General features: G+C 47.7%; 13 protein-coding genes. 6 read left to right on the top strand and 7 right to left on the bottom strand.

The window, feature by feature from the left end:
* The first annotated feature begins 115 nt into the window (after positions 1-115).
* From EJL91_RS07915 to EJL91_RS07900, 4 genes are all read left to right on the top strand, one after another.
* Positions 116-820: a class I SAM-dependent methyltransferase gene (locus EJL91_RS07915; RefSeq protein WP_243125274.1), complete on the top strand. Its 705-nt coding sequence runs from the start codon at positions 116-118 to the stop codon at positions 818-820.
* Positions 821-1148: 328 nt separating this feature from the next.
* Positions 1149-1784: a PadR family transcriptional regulator gene (locus EJL91_RS07910; protein WP_125141416.1), complete on the top strand. Its 636-nt coding sequence runs from the start codon at positions 1149-1151 to the stop codon at positions 1782-1784.
* Between the two features lie 3 nt (positions 1785-1787).
* Positions 1788-2330 (top strand): flavodoxin family protein, encoded by a 543-nt coding sequence (locus tag EJL91_RS07905; RefSeq protein ID WP_125141415.1) that lies wholly within the window; start codon positions 1788-1790, stop codon positions 2328-2330.
* Complete coding sequence (locus tag EJL91_RS07900; protein WP_125141414.1) at positions 2311-2985, top strand: flavodoxin family protein; 675 nt, start codon at positions 2311-2313, stop codon at positions 2983-2985. The genes EJL91_RS07905 and EJL91_RS07900 overlap by 20 nt, the downstream gene beginning before the upstream one ends.
* Before the next feature lie 314 nt (positions 2986-3299).
* Here EJL91_RS07900 and EJL91_RS07895 read toward each other — a convergent pair whose 3' ends face one another.
* From EJL91_RS07895 to EJL91_RS07870, 6 genes are all read right to left on the bottom strand, one after another.
* Entirely contained in the window at positions 3300-4313 is a 1014-nt protein-coding gene (locus EJL91_RS07895; protein ID WP_125141413.1) for an electron transfer flavoprotein subunit alpha/FixB family protein, read from the bottom strand.
* Between the two features lie 14 nt (positions 4314-4327).
* The gene (locus EJL91_RS07890; protein ID WP_125141412.1) at positions 4328-5125 is read right to left on the bottom strand and encodes an electron transfer flavoprotein subunit beta/FixA family protein; all 798 of its coding nucleotides are present in this window, start codon (positions 5123-5125) and stop codon (positions 4328-4330) included.
* Between the two features lie 76 nt (positions 5126-5201).
* Positions 5202-6578 carry a sodium:solute symporter family protein gene (locus EJL91_RS07885; protein ID WP_125141411.1) on the bottom strand — a complete coding sequence of 459 codons (1377 nt, stop codon included), beginning with the start codon at positions 6576-6578 and terminating at the stop codon, positions 5202-5204.
* A 139-nt stretch (positions 6579-6717) separates the two neighbouring features.
* The gene (locus EJL91_RS07880) at positions 6718-8010 is read right to left on the bottom strand and encodes an acetyl-CoA hydrolase/transferase family protein (RefSeq protein ID WP_125141410.1); all 1293 of its coding nucleotides are present in this window, start codon (positions 8008-8010) and stop codon (positions 6718-6720) included.
* A 14-nt stretch (positions 8011-8024) separates the two neighbouring features.
* Positions 8025-8825, bottom strand: coding sequence for an enoyl-CoA hydratase/isomerase family protein (locus EJL91_RS07875; protein ID WP_164516780.1), 801 nt, complete (start codon positions 8823-8825; stop codon positions 8025-8027).
* Between the two features lie 73 nt (positions 8826-8898).
* Entirely contained in the window at positions 8899-10032 is a 1134-nt protein-coding gene (locus tag EJL91_RS07870) for an acyl-CoA dehydrogenase family protein (RefSeq protein WP_125141408.1), read from the bottom strand.
* A 235-nt stretch (positions 10033-10267) separates the two neighbouring features.
* On the opposite strand from EJL91_RS07870, the gene EJL91_RS07865 reads away from it, so the two are divergent.
* Positions 10268-11167: a LysR family transcriptional regulator gene (locus EJL91_RS07865; protein WP_125141407.1), complete on the top strand. Its 900-nt coding sequence runs from the start codon at positions 10268-10270 to the stop codon at positions 11165-11167.
* A 133-nt stretch (positions 11168-11300) separates the two neighbouring features.
* On the opposite strand, the gene gdhA is transcribed toward EJL91_RS07865, so the two are convergent.
* Positions 11301-12635 (bottom strand): NADP-specific glutamate dehydrogenase, encoded by a 1335-nt coding sequence (gene gdhA, locus EJL91_RS07860; RefSeq protein WP_125141406.1) that lies wholly within the window; start codon positions 12633-12635, stop codon positions 11301-11303.
* Between the two features lie 762 nt (positions 12636-13397).
* Here gdhA and EJL91_RS07855 point away from each other — a divergent pair.
* Positions 13398-14747, top strand: a complete 1350-nt coding sequence (locus EJL91_RS07855; protein ID WP_125141405.1) for a glucose-6-phosphate isomerase — start codon at positions 13398-13400, stop codon at positions 14745-14747.
* The last annotated feature ends 57 nt before the right edge of the window (positions 14748-14804 follow it).

Genomic DNA, 14804 nt, shown 5'->3' with positions numbered 1-14804 from the left:
ACTGCGGACAAAATCTTTTACATTGAAAAGCGCACATTGTAATAATAAACAGGCAATATTTCATTTCCGGTTTTATATGTGTTATACTGAAGTAAATCTGGATTTGAGGTGAATAATGATGAAATATACACTGGAAGACAGTCTGAAGGCATGGGAAGCAAATGCAGAGTTTTGGGACACCGCGATGGGAGACAAATCGAATGAGTTTCATAGAAAAACAGTGCGGCCTAAAGTGAATGAGCTGCTGGAGGTACAGCCGGATGATTATATTTTAGATATTGCATGCGGAAATGGAAATTATTCCGCTTATTTGGCAGAACGCGGGGCAAGTGTTGTTGCCTTCGACTACTCACCTAAAATGATTGAATTGGCAAAAAAGCGGCAGGCGCATTTCGGCGATAAGATTGAATTTTGTGTTGCAGACGCAGCGAGTGAAAGCAGTTTGATGTCGCTGAAAAGAAGAAGACCATTTACCAAGGCGGTTTCCAATATGGCGATTATGGATATCCAGGAGGTTACAGACCTGTTTCAGTGCATCAACCGGATGATTTCCGATAAGGGCATTTTTGTATTTGCCACCCAGCATCCCTGTTTTGTTACACTGACGGAACAATATATGACTCCGCACAGTTATTACGGTGAAGCAATCAAGGGACAGCCACGGGAACAATGCTATTATCACCGTTCCCTGCAGGATATCTTTCAGCTTTGTTTTAAAAATGGATTTGTGATTGATGGTTTTTATGAAGAGTGTTTTGGGAGTAAAGAAATTCCCGATATTATGATTGTCAGGGCAAGAAAAGTAGAAAATATACGGTAGTGTTATAAAATGATGAGGAGATAAAACAAATCGGTTATTATTGAAATAAGCATATAGTGAAAAGCGGAAACCTGCGGTGATACACGGAAAAACGGTGTTTTGACGTAGGTTTCCGCTTTTTCTGTACCGCTTTTTGGCTGCGGGATCCTTTATATCGATTCAGTGCTAGGGAACATCCAAAAGAAAGGAACGACAGATTTACTGCAAACAGGTTGATTTACTTGTATATACCTAATAGGTATGTTATTATTAGGTATAATTTGAATTTTTAGTATAATAGAAAGTACGGTGAAATGTGGTTTGAGCGGTATATAACAGGGAGGTAAACATGGATAAGATGATCTTGGGAATTCTTATGGTGCAGAGGCTGACGGCCTACGAGATACGCAATATTATCAGGGATAACTTCAGACTGATGTGCAGTGACAGCTTGGGAAGCATACAGGCTGCACTTAAGAAACTGGTGGCGGATGGAAGGGTAACGTGTTCCGAGCATGTAGAAAATGGGATTAATAAGAAACGGTATTCCATTACGGATTCCGGGCGTACCTATTTTATGGAGTGGCTCAGGACCCCTGCGGAAATGGCAAAGATCAAGAACATGGATTTGGCAAAGCTTCTGTTTATGGGGATGGTTCCGTCAAAAGAGAGGAGGCTCCTTCTGGATGAAATTATAAATAAGCTGGAGTTGGAACTGAAGGGTCTGGAAGAAATATGGTCCTCCATCAGGCGTGAGCAGTCAAGCCAGAAAACGGTTCAGAGAATCGAGCGTGATCCCGAATATCGGGCGGGTATCGAATGGGCAACCCAAAACAGGGATCTGAACGAGAATGTGAAGGAAATCAGTGATTATGAAATGGTCACATTACAGTATGGGATCAACATCACCAGTTTTCAGGCTGACTGGTTTAAAAAGCTCAGATCCCGCATATCGGGCACAGAAGAGGAGAAGGGGGACTGCTGATTCATGAAAAAAGAGGGAAATAGAAGTAAAAAATATCTTGTTCTCACAACGTATAACACGGACGCGCAGGCCGTGAAGACATTGCGCGGAGAGCTGGCGCCGGTTATCGGTGACGTCGAGATTATATCCACTGCCGGGCTGACAATACGGCACTGTATCGGATGTAATGACTGTTGGATCAAGACACCGGGCATTTGCTGCATTCATGATGACTATGAACCGATATTTATAAAGTTGCTGCAGGCAGATGTTGTGATTCTGCTCACCGAGACAAAATTGGGATTTGTATGCAGCAGCATGAAAAATGCCATCGACCGCATTCTTCCGATGCTGACTATGCATCTGAAATATGTGAACGGGCAGATGCGTCATTATCTCCGGTATGATAAAGCTCCACGCATGGCGCTCATTTACCTGGGTGAGGCCGATAACGGTTTTCTGAACCGGTGGCTTGGACGGGTTCAGATCAATCTGAATAGAAAACCGATTGGCGCATATTCCTATGACCACAGAAAGGAGCTCTATCATGAACTTGGTAATTATTAACTGTTCTCCGCGGATGAAAGCAAAGAGCAATACAAACATGATTATAAACGCCTTTGCGGCGGGATACACGAAAACCGGCAATACGGCAGAAATATACCAGCTTTCAGAGATGGGAAGCTGGGAAGAAATACGAAAAGCATTTTACAACAATACCGATATTCTGATGGCCCTGCCTCTCTATGTGGAATGTATTCCCGGAATTATGACTGAATTTCTGGAGACTCTTGAACCGAAAGTCCCGGCAGAGGGACAAAAAGCAACAAGGCTCAGCTTTATCTTACAGAGTGGCTTTTCAGAGGCGTCGCAGAGACGGTGCTGTGAAGAGTATCTGAGAGTGCTCCCTGGGTATCTGAATTGTGAATACGGCGGAGTTCTGATGAAAGGCGAGATGTTTGTAACACATTTATTGCCTGTTCCTGCGGTAGATAAAGTGCTTGAACCATTTGTGCGGATGGGGGAACTGTTTGCCAGGGAAGGGGAGTTTCCGGAGGATGAGGCGGCGGGATTTAACGGCGTGGAATACTCATCCAGGAAAACAATTATCCTTTATACATTGATGAGTCCGCTTCAAAAACTGTTTTTCAGGGTGTTTTTTAAGAAAATGGGGTGCCGGGGGAGTTTGACGGCGCGGCCGTATGAGAAGTACATTAGATGAGGATTTAGTTGAGATGCGAGGACGCCTCTGTAAGACGGCGGACGGGGAGTGGGAGGGAGTATATGAGCCTTCAGTCCCGGTTTGCCGGTTGTGGTGAGGGGGAATCCAGGAGAAAAAATTCCTACGGGGACTCGCTTCCGCTTGTGAAATGCGCAGCGGATGCTAGCTTCGTGTAAGACCTCAGCAAGCACCGGCGGATTCCAAGGTCCCCTTCGGAAAGTTTTCTCCTTCCTTCCCCGGGCAGGTTGTCGACGGGACTGAAGACTCATCGATCCCACCCCACCACCCCGGTCCCCGGCCTGACGGCGGCGTCCTCATTTCTCGATCAAATCCTTAATTAATTCTGGAATAACCTCCAAAAGATCCCCCACAATCCCATAGTCAGCCACCTCAAAAATCGGTGCGTCAGGATCCTTGTTGATAGCTACAATATAATCGGAGCCTGACATTCCGGCCAAGTGCTGAATCGCTCCGGAGATACCGCAGGCAATATAGAGCTTTGGCGCGACGGTTTTGCCGGTTTGGCCGATCTGGTGGGTGTGGGAGATCCATCCCGCATCCACACAGGCTCTGGAAGCGCCAACGGCTCCGCCCAGTGTATCCGCCAATTCCTGAATATAAGAGAAATTTTCAGGCTTTCCGATTCCACGGCCTCCGGATACAATGATTTGAGCGCCGGACAGGTTGATGGCCTGCGCGGCTTCGTGTATTTGTTCCACAAGCTTTGTGTGGATTTTACACATATCAATGTGGATATCTTCCCTGATAATAAAAGAATCTGGGGATGGCAGACTGGTGTCCGGCCGTTCGGGCGGTTTTTTATATACGCCGGGGCGGATAGTGCCCATCTGCGGACGGTGATCCGGGCAGAGGATCGTTGCCATCAAATTGCCGCCAAAGGCGGGGCGGGTCCAGGCCACATTGCCGGACTCACCGTCGATGTCGAGTGATGTACAGTCTGCCGTCAAACCGGTTTTCAGTCTGCAGGCTACTCTGGGTCCCAGATCACGGCCGTTGTTTGTAGCACTGAGAAGAAGAACGGATGGCCTGTATTTTTCTACCAGGGCGGTGAGACAGCCGGCAAAGGCATCAGTGGAATAGATTTCATATTCCGGGCCGTCGGCCAGGATGACCCGGTCGGCGCCGTACCTTCCGGCCTGCATGGCTGCCTCTGTTACCCGGCTGCCGATCACCACGGCAACCAGTTCTTCACCGGATTTGTCAGCCAGCAGACGGCCGGCTGACAAAAGCTCGTATCCCGAGGATTTGGCGCAGCCGTGCTCTGTTTCTATCAATATCCAGACATTTTTACATTCTGTAGGATTCATTGGCGCCTCCCTCCTTATATCAGTTTTTCAGAGTCCAGGAAAACAGCAAGCTTTTTTGCAGCCGTTTCCGCATTGGTTCCGTGTATAATGACACCCGTTTTTGTCCTGACCGGGGTAAAGGTTTTTTTTACTCTTGTTGGGGAGCCCTTAAGACCGCAGCGGAGGGTATCGATCCGAAGTGATTCTGCCGAAATAGTCTCAATTACAGCTTTGTTGGCCGCCATCCGGCTGCGGACAGACGGGAGACGGACTTCACCGGAGATACGTATTACCGTCACCACGGCAGGCAGATCGCAGAAAATCCGATCATAGCCGTCCTCGTTCTCACGTTTGGCAACCACACCACCATGTTCAAGAGACAGGTCAAAGGCACAGGTTAACTGTGATCTTTCAAGATGCTCCGCCATCTCCGGTCCCACCTGGGCCGTATCCCCGTCGATCGCCTGTCTGCCGCAGAGAATCAAGGAAAAGATTCCTATTTTCGATTCCAGATAACGGACCGATTCGGAGAGAATGAAGCTGGTGGCCAGGGTATCGGAGCCGCTGAAGGCCCGATCACTTAATAGAAAAGCCTTATCGGCGCCGACTGCAAGGCAGTTTCTGAGTGCGGCCCCGGCTTGCTCCGGCCCCATGGAGAGGACCGTTATACAGCCGCCGTGTTCTTCTTTTAAACGGACGGCTGCTTCCAGCGCATAAGCATCATAAGGATTTACAATGCTGGGCACACCGCTGCGGATTAGAGTGTTTGTTACCGGGTCTATCTTAATTTCCGTCGTATCAGGAACCTGTTTTATGCATACCAGAATGTTCATGATGCCTCCTGTGATTCTGCTCATTTATTTGTTCTATAATTATGCTGTATTTTATGCTGAACTATCTCAGCTTCGGTCAAGCCGCCGCTGCATTTTTATTCTGTGTCATGAGACTTACAATTACATAAGCCAGAAACGAAGGAATCAGTGGGAAAACGGAGGCGTAAGGAAGAGAAACTCCCATCTTATTGATAACGACACAGGCAACCCCGGCGATAAAGCTTGCCAGTGCGCCCTGTCTGGTCGCTTTCTTCCAGAATATAGCACCGACAATCATGACGAGTCCACCGGCCGTGATCAACGTATAGGACAGTGAGAGGAGAGAAATCAGGCTGCTGAACTGGAGCGCGATAATCAGTGCAAAAATACCGATAACAACGGAAGAAATCCGGCTCAGCCGGCCAAGGCTTTTTTCATCCGCGTCCGGGTTAATGTGTTTGTGGTAAATGTCACTCACGATATTTGCCGTAACGGTTACAAGAATACCGTCGCTGGTGGACATAACGGCTGCGCAGATGGAGGCGATTAAAAGACCTGCCAGAAGCGGAGGCATAGCTTCAAACAGTACCTGGAAAATGATTGTGCCGCTGGCTGCGTCCGGCCATAATGCCTTGCCGTACATTCCGATCATTACAGGGAGGGGAACAAACAGCAGAATCAGGCTGGCTCCGAGAACAGGCGCCAGGATCGCGGTTTTTTCCTTTTTACAGGAAACGGTACGCTGGAAACCGGTAGAAGATACAAGCCCGAACAGGGCAGTCGGCCCCAGCATCATGATGAAGGTTTCTCCGTCGAACGGGATCATCTCAAAACTTGTGGCCGGAAGATTCTGGGCCATGATGGAAAAACCTCCCTGGGTGGCAATAAAAATCATGGTGGCAATGACAGAAATCACAATAACCGTAACCTGGATTACATCCGTCATCATAACGCCCCACAGACCGGAGAGAGAAGAATAGATAATGACAATGGTCGTGGTGGCAATGGCGCCGGCCAGAGGATTTAGTCCGATGTACTGAAAAAGACGTTCACCGGCCATAATCTGTCCAGCCATAACAGCGATATTGGAAACTGCATTTAACAGGGCGACCGCGATAGACGTCATTTTATCGCCGTACCGTTGTTCAAGAAGATCCGACAGAGTTACGTAATTATTGCGGTATACGACGCGTGCCATAAAGATAGCAAAGAGATAGAAAGAGATTGCGGCACCGACACCGTACCACATGCCTCCGATTCCGTAGGTGGCTCCATACTCGGCACCGCCTACAACAATACCGTTACCAATATGTGAACCCATATAGGAGCCGGTGACAAGAAGGAGCGTTCCCTGTTTACCTGCAGTAAGAAAGTCCTGCATGTTTGAGCTGTGTTTTCTCCCCTGAAGGCCGATCAGGACCATCAAAGCCATATAAATAACTAGGATAATCAGAACGATAGTAAGATTACTCATATAATTCCCCTTTCTGCAAAACACTGCCAGATTATCCCTGTACCGTAAAATACGGCAGCATAAAGGCAGCGCCTGCAATGCATCTGTGAATATCCACAGAAGTTAATCTTGTATGGTAGCTTGGCAGGGAAGACCCCGTCTATAATCCGAGTTTCTCTGCTTCATACTCCAGCTCCTCACGGAAACCGGGGTGTGCGATTCGTATCATTTCTTTTGCCCGCTCCTGAAGTGATTTTCCTATCAGGGTTGCAATGCCGTATTCCGTCACGACATACTCAACTGAGACCCGGCTCAGTGAAACGGGGGTGCCAGGGGTGAAATACGGCACAATCTTAGAAAACTTACCGTTTCGTGTGGTCGATTCTATTACAATGATGGATTTTCCATCTGGGCAGTTGGCCGCGCCGACGGCAAAATCCGCGATGCCGCCCATTCCGGAATACTGGACTCCCTTCAGGTATTCGGCATTTCCCTGACCCAGCAGATCCATCTGGATTGCATTGTTGATAGCGGTCATTTTATTATTTCGGGCTATGATCCCGGGATTCAGCACGTTGTTGCACCGATCCAGCCGTATCTCCAGATTAGTTGCCGCATAATCTAAAAGTTCCCGGGAACCGACAATTTGAGTGCAGACAGAGACGCCGGGGGTCAGCACTTTTTTCTGATTCGTAATAATCCCTTTTTTCGTAAGCTCCATGAAAATATCGCCGTAAACCTCGGTATGTACCCCCAAATCGCGTGCATTTTCCAGATACATCAGAGAAGAGGAATTCAGCCTGCCGATGCCGACCTCTAAAGTGGCTCCGGTCTCAATCAATTCGGAAAGATAGCCGCCGATCCTTTTGTAAACGTCCCTGCGGTCATCCGAATCGTCAATCTGGCGGACATTCATCGGATAGCCGCGTCCTTCTACGATGAAGTCAAATTCTGAAATATGCATTACATTATCACCGTACACAAAGGGGATATGTTCATTGATTTCCGCAATGACAAGTTCTGCTTCACGGCACACATCGGGTATCAGATCCGCAGAGTTGCCAAATGATACATAGCCGTCTTTATTGGGTTTAGAAACCGTTGGAAGGGCGACATTGCACTTCAGGCCTTTCATCGCGTTTTTTCTGTATCCTGAAAAGCCGCTGGGGAGATACTTTACCAGACCCCGCTCCGCGTAGCCACGGTTCAGACTGTCCAGAAAACTGGTATAGACGGTGATCCCTTTTCCAAGGTTTTTAAAAAGGTGCAGAAAATTGGCCTCGGCACAAAAATAAACCACATCTTTCAGATCTGTTCTCAGTCCCAACTCCTCCAGAAACGTCGCCGGTTCCCTGGCTCCAGAGGTAAGACTATCGCCGTCTTTTATAAGGGATACAGCCTTTTCGGCGCTGATTTTTTTATTTTCATATTCCTGTTCCCATAAACGTTCCATAAAAACCTCCGGAGTTATTTATCATATTTTTTACTCAGGGCCTGTTTCAGGCCGCCGTTTTGGATATCGGTTTTGAATTCATCCACCTGGGATGTCTGCATGTAGGTCCGCCCGAGGTTAAACATCTCGGAAACGAAATCTATTGTTGAATGGAACCCTTGAAGCTCATAGCATTTATTCAGGGAATACTTGATCATTTTCATGCTTTCAGGCGGCACGAGGGCAATCCGCTCAGCCGTTTTTAATGCCTCGTCCCGGAGCTTTTCAAAAGGAACCACCGCATTGACGACGCTCATATCCGCCATCTCTTTTGCGGTAAAATATTTACTAAGATAAAAGAACTCTCTGACCTTGTTAAACGGCATTTTCCAGACCTCCATCGGTATTTCAGGGGTGTAGCCCAGAAGGATTTCGGGGTTCCCAAAGGTGGCGTCTTCCGATGCGATGATGATATCGCTGAGCATGGCGAGGGTGACTCCGCCGCCGATACAATACCCCTGGATGGCTGCTATGATTGGCTTCGGAAACCGCCACATCCGCATAAAGAAATCAATTTCATGGGCCGTGTCGGCGCGCCGCTCCACAATGCCGGTGATGTCATTTTCCATGGATTCTTTTAAGTCAAAACCTGCGGTAAACGCTTTTTCACCGGCGCCGCAGAGAATGACTACACGCACCTGTGGATCATCCTCCGCTCTTTTTAAGGATTCGTCGATTCCGTTTATAACGGCCGTATTCAAAGCGTTGCGTTTGGCAGGCCGGTTGATGGTAATCCAGGCTATCTCCCCCTGTTTTTCATATAGTAAATCACTCATAGCGATCTCCTTTTCGTAAATCATTCATATTGACAAAGCCGTATTTCCTTCACAGGCTTTTTGTAAACGATCATTATTTTAACAAATGGCCGGCGATAACGACTCTCTGTATCTGATTGGTTCCCTCAAATATCATAAAGATCTTGGCGTCGCGCATCAGCTTTTCAACTTCATATTCCCTGGAATAGCCGTAGCCCGAAAAAATTTGGACGGCATCCAGTGCGTTCTGCATGGCGGCTTCTGAAACGTAGGCCTTGGCAATGGAATTCATTTTTCCGTCAACCGAGTCTGCATCGATCATCTGTGCGCACTGGTAGATGAGACTTCTGGCGGTCTGGCAGCGGATGTCCATGTCGGCCAGCATGAACTGAATCGCCTGAAGACCAGCAATGGGCTTTCCAAATGTGACACGGGTTTTTGCGTATTCAACACTCAGATCCAAAGCTCTCTGGGCGATTCCAAGAGCTGCGGCGGCACAGTCGAGGCGCGTGCGGTCCAGCGTCTGCATGGCAAGATGAAATCCTCGTCCTTCCTTTCCAAGAAGGTGATCTTCGGGGACGTGGACGTCTTCCAGAATCACGTCTGCCGTAGTGGACAGCCGGATTCCCATTTTATCCTCGTGTTTGCCGACGGACAGTCCGGGAAGCCCGCGCTCCACCAGAAAGGCGGAGATTCCTCTCGTTCCGGCGTCCATATCGGTTTTTGCAAATACGATATAGAACTGGGCATGAGGAGCGTTGGTGATGAAACATTTACGTCCCGTAATGACATATTCTCCACCCTGTTTGACTGCTTTTGTTTTGATGGAGGCGGCATCGGAGCCAGCATTGGGTTCTGTAAGGCAAAATGCGGCCATTCCTCCCGAAACTACAACTTCGGAAGCAAACCTTTTCTGTTCTTCGGTTCCGGCCAGAAGCACAGGTTTTAAGGCCAGGTTACTGGACTGGATTGTAACGGAAAAACCGGCATCTCCGCGGGCAAATTCTTCTGCAACAAGGGCATTTGCCATGGCGCCCAGCCCGGCGCCTCCAAATTCTTCGGGAATATCAATGGAGGTATATCCCAAATCTGCGGCCTCCTGATAAATTTTCACCGGGGTCTCACCCTTTAAATCCCATTCTTTTGAGATAGGGCGGATCTTTGCATCGGCAAACTTACGTGCCATTTTCTGAATATCGAGCATATCATCTGATAATACATGGCCCATATCCTTCCTCCTTTAGTTGTTTGATTGTTTATCAAAAACCGGCGCGCCCGGATTTTTTCAACTGAATAATAAAATAGTCTTGGCTCAGGAAAACAAATAGTTTGTTTTTTGGTAATTAGATTATATAATATTAAATTATATAAAAATAACGAATAAAATTTTGAATTGATACATCCAAAAGTTGTATCATACACTGAAGTTTGATAAAATAGTAGGAAAAACAGGGGAGGATGCTATGGAACTAAGACAGCTGGAGTATTTCATGCAGATATGTGAGAGTGGAAGCATTCAGAAAGCGGCCAATAAGCTATTTATGACACAACAGGCAGTCAGTAAATCAATCGCATCGCTCGAACGAGAAATGGGCGCTCCTCTTTTTTACCGAACGGCCAAGGGAGTGTTTCTGACCCAGTTTGGACAGGAATTCAGGAGGAACTGCGGGCCTGTCCTGGACAGCGTAGAACACCTGAATACAAATATGGAAAAAGCGCTCCGGTTAAACAGCGGACGGTTGAGAGTCGGTGTCGCCGGAGGAATTATGTATCTTGGTTCTAATAAGATATGGTCGGATTTTCAGGAACTTTATCCGAATGTCCAGATAGAAGCCGCGGAGTACAGCTACAAGGAGAGTCTGAGCCTGCTGAGGAGCGGTGAAATCGACGCAGTGATTATTTCTGATTCGGAACAGTTTGAGCAGGTTGATGACTACATGCTTTTTGAGCTTCACAGTTCCAGCCGCTGTCTTGTAGTAGCGAAGTCAAATCCCTTGGCAGACCGGGAAAGCGTAGAAATAAAAGATTTAAAGAATGAGAAGTTTATCCTATATATCAATGACTTTGCATACAGGGAATTCATCCGGCTCTGCAGGGAAAACGGATTTGTCCCGGATGTCAAGAGAACCAGCGACACAATCTACATGTGTGAACTCTGCAACACGGACGGCATGACCGGGATTATAATTTCATTTATCGCAGACAGGATGCTTGATCATTACCCAAATATTAAGCTTGTTCCGTTCAAAGAGCCGCTCCTTGAATATTCGCTTGTCATGCTGGCCAGAAGATCATTTCCCAGGGTTCAGATTTTACGGGAGCTGGCGGATTATCTTACTTATTCACTTCAGGAGAATATGTAGTGGAATTGTTGAACAGTGCGGGGAAATTGGAACAGACGGAAAAATAGAAAAATGAGAAAAAGAGCCGGAACTGCATTCCATTAATTGCAGTTCCGGCCTTTTCCTTCTATAAATGGTTGGAAATAGCTGCTTTTTACACAAATCCCTGTGCCATCATAGCTTCAGCAATCTTTTCAAACGCCGCAATATTGGCTCCGGCGACAAAATTTCCTTTTACACCGTACCGTTCAGCCGTATCGGATGTCTTATCATAGATCTCCGACATAATCTTGTGGAGCTGTCCATCCACCTCATCAAAGGTCCAGCTCGTTCGCATGCTGTTCTGGCGCATCTCCAGAGTTGAAACAGCCACGCCGCCGCCGTTGGCCGCTTTACCGGGCATAAACAGGACACCGCTTTGCTGGAAAAATTCAGTTGCTTCCTGATCACAGGGCATGTTGGCTCCCTCGGCTAATGCGATACACCCGTTACGCACCAGGGTTTTAGCGGCGTTCAGGTTGATTTCGTTCTGCGTGGCGCAGGGAAGGGCTATATGGCATGGGATATCCCATATACTTTTCTTTTCCTCATAAATAGCGGAGGGGACTTCATCTAAATATTCCTTGATTCGCCCGCGTCTTACTTCTTTAATCTGTTTTACCACATCCAGACGGATACCGTCCTTATCATAAATGTAGCCGTCAGAGTCGCTTAATGTCACGACTTTGGCCCCGTACTGCTGTATTTTTTCAATGGTGTGAACGGCTACGCTGCCTGCTCCTGATATCACCACGACTTTGCCGTCCAGTCCTTTTCCATGGCGGCGCAGCAGATTTTCCAGCATGTAAACAAGGCCGTATCCCGTAGCCTGGGTGCGGATAGGGGAGCCTCCAAAGGAGGGGCCTTTCCCGGTCATGGCACCGCAGTGTAGCCCGGCCAGTCTTTTATATTGTCCAAAGAGATAACCGATTTCCCTGGCCCCCGCACCAATGTCACCGCCCAGGATATCCAGATCATCTCCAATATATTTGAAAAGTTCCGACATAAAACTCTGGCAGAATGCCATAATTTCACGATCGGATTTGCCCTTGCGGTCAAAATTAGAGCCGCCTTTTGCTCCGCCGATTGGAAGCCCGGTCAGGGCATTTTTAAATGTCTGCTCAAAACCCACGAATTTAAGCAGGTTCAGGTTGACGGATGAATGAAAACGCAGCCCTCCCTTGTAAGGCCCGATTGCGCTGTTATATTGGATGCGGTATCCCTTATTAATCTGGAGATGGCCTCTGTCATCCACCCAGGGTACACGGAAAGATATAATCCGCTCCGGTTCAATCAGGCGCTCTAACAGAGAGACATCCCGGTACTTCTTTTCATCCGAATCAATAACTAGCTTAAGGGACTCCAGAATCTCCCTGACAGCCTGGTGAAACTCGAATTCCCCGGGGTTATCCTCCACTGTCCTTCTGTAAACTTCATCAACGTACGACATAACAAAATCCTCCTCTTACTCACGTTAGCTCCCCTAAAGCTCCGGCATCAACCCAAAACAGTCAGAACAGGCCTGTGCCTGCCCATCCCCGCCGGTTCCATCCATTGTACCGTTGTACCGTAATAAAGTCAAGAATGGGATGCACTTACACCGAAAGACTTACAGCAGAAGAGATACAACAAAAGACATACATCAAAAAACATGCAACAAAAGACATATAACAAATGATATGCAATAAAAGGCATCCAATAAAAGGAACCCAATAAAAAAAACATAAAAAAGGCACCCAATAAAAGTAGTGGCCGTCCCCCCTTTCCCCTTGTGAAAAAACTCGACAATCAGCCGACGCAGGAATGGCGGACGGGCAGTTACCTTCCTGTCTTCAGTCCCATCGACAAACTGCCCGGGGAAGGAGGGAGAAAACTTTCCGAAGGGGACCTTGGAATCCGCCGGTGCTTGCTGAGGTTTTATACGAAGCTAGCATCCGCTGCGCATTCCACAAGCGGGAGCGAGTCCCCGCAGGAATTTTTTCTCCCGGATTCCCCCTCACCACAACCTTCCACCGGGACTGAAGACCTCACCACAACCACCCCCTCCCCGTCCACCATTCCTCCCCTCGGCGTCCCCATTTTTCATCAAAATTTCCCCATTGATAAATACCCCCCACATTGCTATAATAAGAAAGAAACATAGACAAGTTTTTATCAAAGTTGAGCGGTCCCTCCGGGCATCCGCGCAGCATGTGAAAAGGAGACGAAGACAATGGGAAGAGAAGTAAGCTTCGATTATTCGAAGGCAGCCGGATTTGTAAATCAGGAGGAGATGGACAATTTAAAGGATACAGTCCTTTTTGCCAGGGATATCCTCGTAAACAGGACAGGCGCAGGCAATGACTTCTTGGGCTGGATTGACCTGCCGACAGATTACGATAAAGAGGAATTTGCGAGAATTAAAGAAGCAGCAAAGAAGATTCAGAATGATTCAGATGTACTTCTGGTGGTAGGTATCGGCGGTTCTTACCTCGGTGCGAGAGCAGCCATCGATTTCTTATCCCATAGCTTTTACAATAACCTGCCGAAAGACAAGAGAAAATCACCGGAGATTTACTTTGTGGGCAACAGCATCAGCAGCAAATACATTAAAGATCTGCAGGATATGCTGGAGGGCAAGGATTTCTCCATCAATATTATCTCCAAATCCGGCACAACGACAGAGCCTGCTATCGCATTCCGCGTATTTAAGAAAATGCTGATTGAGAAATACGGCAAAGAAGAGGCAAATAAGAGAATTTATGCAACAACAGATAAATCCAGAGGCGCGCTCAAAAACCTGGCGAATGAGGAAGGATACGAATCCTTCGTTGTTCCGGACGACGTGGGCGGACGTTACTCCGTACTGACGGCGGTTGGTCTGCTTCCAATTGCAGTAAGCGGAGCCGATATCGATCAGTTGATGGAAGGCGCAGCTTACGGAAAGAAAAAAGCCCTGGAAACACCGTATGAGGAAAATCCGGCTCTTTTATATGCCGCTATCAGAAACATTCTTCACAGAAAAGGAAAAATGGTCGAGATTGTGGCAAACTATGAGCCAAGCCTCCATTATGTGTCAGAGTGGTGGAAGCAGCTTTACGGCGAGAGCGAGGGCAAGGACAGAAGAGGCATCATGCCTGCCTCCGTTGACCTGACCACAGATCTTCATTCCATGGGCCAGTTCATCCAGGACGGCTCCAGGATTATGTTTGAAACGGTTCTGAACGTGGAGGATTCCCCTGCCGAGATTATTCTGGAAGAGGAAGAAGTGGATACGGACGGCATGAACTACCTGGCTGGAAAGAATGTAGACTTTGTAAACAAGAGCGCCATGAACGGAACAATCCTGGCTCACACGGACGGTGATGTGCCGAACCTGAAGGTGAATATTCCGGAGCAGAATGAATTCTGCCTTGGCCAGTTGTTTTATTTCTTTGAGTTCGCCTGCGGAGTCAGCGGATACCTGCTGGGCGTGAATCCGTTCAACCAGCCGGGCGTTGAGAGCTATAAGAGCAATATGTTTGCACTTCTTGGAAAACCGGGATATGAAAAGGTGAGAGAAGAACTTTTAAAGAGGCTGTAATTACAGTGGCAATGGAGGACGGTAAGTCCGGACGTTGAAAGTAAGATAAAAGTGTAA

Origin of the sequence: Clostridium transplantifaecale, from assembly GCF_900626075.1 — a bacterium.
GTDB classification, from domain to species: Bacteria; Bacillota; Clostridia; order Lachnospirales; family Lachnospiraceae; genus Otoolea; species Otoolea transplantifaecalis.
The sequence above is the reverse complement of the archived record's forward strand: the minus strand, read 5'-3'. Positions and strand labels throughout refer to the sequence as shown.

Coding starts and splice junctions, on each gene's coding strand:
- EJL91_RS07915 (WP_243125274.1), top strand. CDS start 116: ATGATGAAATATACACTGGAAGACAGTCTGAAGGCATGGGAAGCAAAT.
- EJL91_RS07910 (WP_125141416.1), top strand. CDS start 1,149: ATGGATAAGATGATCTTGGGAATTCTTATGGTGCAGAGGCTGACGGCC.
- EJL91_RS07905 (WP_125141415.1), top strand. CDS start 1,788: ATGAAAAAAGAGGGAAATAGAAGTAAAAAATATCTTGTTCTCACAACG.
- EJL91_RS07900 (WP_125141414.1), top strand. CDS start 2,311: ATGAACTTGGTAATTATTAACTGTTCTCCGCGGATGAAAGCAAAGAGC.
- EJL91_RS07895 (WP_125141413.1), bottom strand. CDS start 4,313: ATGAATCCTACAGAATGTAAAAATGTCTGGATATTGATAGAAACAGAG.
- EJL91_RS07890 (WP_125141412.1), bottom strand. CDS start 5,125: ATGAACATTCTGGTATGCATAAAACAGGTTCCTGATACGACGGAAATT.
- EJL91_RS07885 (WP_125141411.1), bottom strand. CDS start 6,578: ATGAGTAATCTTACTATCGTTCTGATTATCCTAGTTATTTATATGGCT.
- EJL91_RS07880 (WP_125141410.1), bottom strand. CDS start 8,010: ATGGAACGTTTATGGGAACAGGAATATGAAAATAAAAAAATCAGCGCC.
- EJL91_RS07875 (WP_164516780.1), bottom strand. CDS start 8,825: ATGAGTGATTTACTATATGAAAAACAGGGGGAGATAGCCTGGATTACC.
- EJL91_RS07870 (WP_125141408.1), bottom strand. CDS start 10,032: ATGGGCCATGTATTATCAGATGATATGCTCGATATTCAGAAAATGGCA.
- EJL91_RS07865 (WP_125141407.1), top strand. CDS start 10,268: ATGGAACTAAGACAGCTGGAGTATTTCATGCAGATATGTGAGAGTGGA.
- gdhA (WP_125141406.1), bottom strand. CDS start 12,635: ATGTCGTACGTTGATGAAGTTTACAGAAGGACAGTGGAGGATAACCCC.
- EJL91_RS07855 (WP_125141405.1), top strand. CDS start 13,398: ATGGGAAGAGAAGTAAGCTTCGATTATTCGAAGGCAGCCGGATTTGTA.